Genomic DNA, 5666 nt, shown 5'->3' with positions numbered 1-5666 from the left:
CTCTATTATCAAGTTTTAAAAAGAAATTAATTAAATTCTTAAATGACTTAATAATTTTTTCTAATTCTTGTTCTTTAACTTTTAGTTCTTTTATATCATATTCTTCAAAAAGATAGATTAGCTCTTTCTTCTTTAGATATTTGATCATAATAAATGATGAGAAGTAATCAATATTTTTTATTTTTATCGTCTTTACTTTCACACCTGGAATAAGAATACTATCTTTTCTAATTTTCTCTTTTACAAAACTATAATTAAATAGTAAACTCTGAATATATCTATAAAAATAAGTTTTTATCTCTTTATAATTATCAATCATTAAATAGTTCTTGTTTATAAAATCCCAAAAATTATGGGCTTCTCTCTTTAACTTAAATATATTTACGCTATTTTTGTTTTCAGTTAAATAATATGTATTCTTATCTTTTCTTACTTCTTCTCCGAGTTTCATAATTCTGTTATTGCCAATATAAACAAATTCAAAACTCATTATTTTTTTTATAAAAGAAATTGACCTTTTTTTATCTGCTGGCAATTCAAAATATAATTCATCTAAATCAATTTTTCCAACTTCTTCTTTAATTTTTATTCGTTCTTCTTCATTAATATCAGTACTGATTGAAGATAGAATTCTTCCTAAATAATATCTATTAAACTCTGAAAGAGAGTAGGTGATGTAATTTTTGTTTTTAAAAGCAATTTTAGAGGCTTTTTTTAAAGTCGTGTAAGCTTCATAATAATTTTTAGCTTGATAGAAATTATAAGCTCTCTCTACAAGTTTAGATTTATCTTCTTCAACAGAATTAATCATTTTATTGGTGTTATTATGAATAGAAATATAATCGAATTCTAATATTGATTTTATTAATCTATTTTTATTTTGTTTCTTTTTTACTTTATAAATAGTTTCTTGATTTTTTTTAATCTTCTCTATCCCAGATTTTTCAAAAACTCTTCTTATTAATTCAAGTTTACTTATTTCTTGCTGATTTTCTATATCATCATTATCTAATTCAATTAATTTTTTAATTAAATAATCCAGTGTTTCACTATTTGAAAACTCCAAATTATTACCGTTTTGGCTTACCTCTCTAGATATACCTAAAGTTTCTTTTAAATCCTTTATCCTTATCACGTTTAAATAGTCTAAATCAACTAATCTCTGATAATAAAAATCTAGATCTTTTACCTTTTCTTCATTTAACAAGTATAATAAAAAATCATATAATTTTTTTCCTTCTGGAGAAGATAAAGAACAAGGATTATCAGAAAAACTATCTATTTTTTCAGCTTCATTATAATTTAATATATTAATTCCTCTATTCTTATAATAATCAAACTGAATATTGTTGTTATCTTTTTTTGCACTTGTATTTATAAAATATGCCGGTTGAAAATCATTTTTTAATATATCTTTAACCCATTGAAAAATTATTTTCATATTTATGTCATTAATTCTGTAACCAATAAATAAAACAACATTAGATGATAGAAGTGACTTTATATAATTCTCTATTAATTTAAAATTAGAAGAATATGATAAATAGTCTTCTTCCTTTAAAACAATATTATTATATTTGAGATCTCCATGCATTTTAATAATCATTTTATCATTTTGTGTATAGGGCAAATCCTTATCTCTAGAAACCACATCATAAAACAATCCTTTTTCTTCTGCTCTTTCTTCAATTAATTCATCATAATTAGTCGTTATTATAGTTGTAGGATTAAACTGAAAAATTAAATCATGTAATATATTGGGAACAGCATTAACATTAAAAACTTCATTTATTAACTCATAATATTCTTTTTCTTTTCGTAAATTATAGTAATATTGAGGTATTTTTAAATAATCATCATCACTTAATTCATTTTCTTTGAGTCCAATACCTTTTCTAAATTCATTAACTAAGTCTTTCCAAGATGGCAAACCAGAATTAGCAGAAACTCCAGCCCCAACAAATATTACCAATTTATTGTTGTTCATAGCTTTTCTAATAATTTTTTTACTTTCTTTTATAAAAGAATCCATTTTATCTACTCCTATAAAATAATATTAAGTTACTAACTCTATATATTAATAATTAAATATAAATTATTTTTCCAGCGTTAGATTTCTCCTATTTTAAGTGAATTAAACTCTATTAATCATCTTCTAGATAATATTTCATCTCTTTTATAACTTCTTCTTCAAAATCTGGCATTAATTTTCTTAGATCAAATTGAACTGACTTTTCATTACTCTTTCTTTGTCTTCCATTAAGATCTAATGTAGTTTTATAAATAATTCCGGAAAGTCTAAAAACAGCATTGATAAAGATATCTCTAGGAGATAATTCTTCTGACCTTTCATAGTCATTTAAATTATTGCATTTATCAGCAAATGACTGCTTTTTAAAATCTATAAAATCAGCAGAATGAGCAAATTTATTTCTCATTTCCCTTATCCAATTTAACTCCCTTTTTGTTTTATTACTTATTAATCCAAGCATATATGCTAGATCAATCTTTGACGAAAAAGATGATAAAAAACCATATTTATTAAATGGATCCTCTTTTGAAGAAATATCTTTTATAAAATACTTATTTAGTAAGTCTTCAATACTATTTTCAAGATATGCAGCAGCCATTAGAGCGACTCCTCTATCAGTTTCTCTCAATAAAATGAACTGAAATTTAAAAATATCTTCTGTTGCAAACTCAATTAAATAATCTAAATTATGCTTTTTTAATATTTTTGCAACTACATTTTCAAACATTTCAGATTGATCAATATTTTTGACCTCTAAAAACCCTTCAAAAATAGAGAGCCAGAGATCATTAATTGAACCTTTATTCATTTTTAACTCCCTCTTTAAATTAAGTTTAGTTCTTTCAATTTTTTATTTAAATCAGCTCTTAATCTTCTTCCCTTTTCTGATAAATAAAGAGCGTAAGTTCTTCGGTTTTCATAATCTTGTCTTAATTCAATTAAGTTAAATCCATCCATTTCTCCTTTAGAGTTTTTAAATTTAGAAAGTTTTTTAATATTTCTACTTAATGATCCCTGCGGAGAATCTAAATAATCTGCAAGTTCGATCATATTGATACCTTCATTATTTAATACAGCTAATAAAGCAGCTAGTTGAGTGCCAACTAAGTCTTTTTTTGTATACTTATAGACAATATTAAAAGTCTCTTCTAAGATCTTTAAATTATTTTTCATTTTTTATTGTCTCCTTTTATTCTCCATTCAAACTCCGATAAAGATCTATAATAATTAACTCCATCAGCTGCTCCTTAAAATCTTTATCATTGAGAATCTTACCATAGAACTCAGTATTTTCATTATAAGATTCAACAACTGTGTCGGTAAACTTCTTTTTAACGGCAATCTTAAAATCTTCTAAGCTATTAGCCTGAGCTCGTTTCTTTAAGTCATCATCATTCTTTAACTTATTAGTCATTTGCTCGGTAGCAACTTTAGCTGACTCCGAGAAGTCAGTCTGGAACTTTTCATTTAATCTCTCAATAATAACGCTTAAATATTCTTTTTCTTCCTCGTGATAGCTGCCGCTGCCGAGAGATGGTCCAGTAAGTTCTTCTTCACCAATTAATCCGATATTCTGCTGGCCTTTATTTTCAAGCTGATAGTATTCCAATACAACTTTATCAGATATATCTACATTACCTGGAGTTTCAATATCGATCCTTTTAAGCAAAAATCTTAAATAAATGTTCATCTTATGCAGATCAGCATCTTTAATAGGATGGACCTGCAGCACTAAATTATAGAGGTTGATAAATCGCTTCATTTTAGATCTGAATTCTAGTTTATCCTCTTTAGATAAATTTCTGATTCTATCTGCACTGTGAGATAGAGCATTATCACCAGCTGCTATTATTTCTTCTGTAGAATCATTCTCATAATAGCATTGAGCAAAATCATCAATATCATCTTTATTGATCAGCATTGAATCCATTATCTCATCATAAAGAGTGTACATTTCATTAGGATTTATATTATCTGAATCCAGTCTTGTTACATCATAATAGGGTTCAAAAGCATTCTTGATATCATCAGCTTCATTAACAAAATCAAGGACAAAGGTATCTTCCTTAATCCCCTTGTATGTCCTGTTTAGACGGGATAAAGTCTGGACAGCATTAACACCTCTTAATCTCTTATCAACGAACATGGTATGCAGCTTGGGCTGGTCAAAGCCAGTCTGATATTTATTAGCAACTAAAAGGATCTGATATTCATCTTTATCAAATTCTTTAGCTGTTTCTGATTCAGTAATACCGTCATTCATCTTGGGTTCAGTATATTCAAAGCCATCGTCTTTAACTGTGCCTGAAAAAGCCACCAGACTTTTTAGATTTTTGTAGCCTTTATCTTTAATATATTTATCAAAAGCCTTTTTATATCTTACTGCATGCAGACGAGAAGAGGTAACCAGCATCGCTTTAGCTTCTCCACCAATTTTATGCATTGTCTTATCACGAAAATGCTCAATCATTATTTCAGTTTTCTGTGATATGTTGTGAGGATGAAGGCTTACAAAACGGGCAATTTCTTTTGAAGTTCTGGACTTCTCAAATTCAGGATCATCTTCTATCTTCTTATTGACCCGATAGTAAGTTTTATAGGTCATGTAGTTTTCTAAGACATCCAAGATAAAACCTTCCTCAATAGCCTGCCGCATTGAATAGACATGAAACGGCTCTCTTTTACCTACTTGATTGGTAGAACCAAAAAGTTCTAGGGTCGAAGACTTAGGAGTAGCTGTAAAGCCAAAGAAACTGAGAGAATCAAGACTCTGGACCCGCATCAGCTCCTTATTAATCTTATCCTCAACATCATCAGAATTCATTTCTGCCCGCCTATCTAATTCAGCTGCTTCTTCTAAAGATAGTGATTCTTTTAAAGCTAAGATGTTTTTACCACTGGTAGAAGAATGAGCCTCATCAATTACAATAGCAAAGTTTTTATCTTTAGTATCTGTTACCTTATCTAATATAAAAGGAAACTTCTGGATTGTACTGATAATAATATTGGTGCCTGAATTTAATTCATCAGCTAATTGATGTGAATCTTTTTTGATGGGAGCTACTACCCCCAGCTTATGATCTATCTGATAAATAGTCTCCTGCAGCTGCTGGTCTAAAGAAACTCTGTCGGTAACAACTATTACACTGCTGAAGATAGGATTATTATCTCTATCATGTAAACTGGATAATCTATGAGCCAACCACGTGATTGAATAGGTTTTACCTGAGCCTGCACTATGCTGAATCAAATATTTATGACCAGCTTTCTTTTCTTTGACATCTCTTAATATTTTAGAAACTACATCTAACTGATGGTAGCGAGGGAAGATTAATTTTTCATCTTTATGAAGATCCCCCTGCTCATCAATATCTTCTTCTAGATCAATAAAAACAAATTTCTGCAGAATCTCTAAGAGCTGATCTTTTTTGAAGATATTCTCCCAGAGATAATGAGTTTTAAGTTTTCCGTCAACTTCAGGATTACCTGCTCTTTTAGATTTGCCTCTACCTTTACCTTTATTAAAAGGAAGGAAGAAAGTATCTTTTCCATTAAGTTCAGTTGTCATATAGACTTCATCTTTATCAACAGCAAAGTTTACTATTGAACGCTGCTTAAATCTAAATAATTTTTC

At 28.3% G+C, this 5666-nt stretch carries 4 protein-coding genes; all 4 read right to left on the bottom strand.

The window, feature by feature from the left end; translation table 11 throughout:
• A partial coding sequence (locus tag CI949_RS15835) for an SIR2 family protein (protein WP_290768064.1) occupies positions 1–2032 on the bottom strand: 2032 nt, incomplete at its 3' end.
• A gap of 112 nt (positions 2033–2144) precedes the next feature.
• Entirely contained in the window at positions 2145–2840 is a 696-nt protein-coding gene (locus CI949_RS15830; protein ID WP_089719927.1) for a hypothetical protein, read from the bottom strand.
• A gap of 14 nt (positions 2841–2854) precedes the next feature.
• Complete coding sequence (locus CI949_RS15825) at positions 2855–3205, bottom strand: hypothetical protein (protein ID WP_089719929.1); 351 nt, start codon at positions 3203–3205, stop codon at positions 2855–2857.
• Positions 3206–3221: 16 nt separating this feature from the next.
• Positions 3222–5666: type I restriction endonuclease subunit R (locus tag CI949_RS15820; RefSeq protein WP_290768060.1), on the bottom strand; the 2445-nt coding region annotated here is incomplete at its 5' end.

Source organism: Halanaerobium sp. (assembly GCF_003070835.1).
The sequence above is the reverse complement of the archived record's forward strand: the minus strand, read 5'-3'. Positions and strand labels throughout refer to the sequence as shown.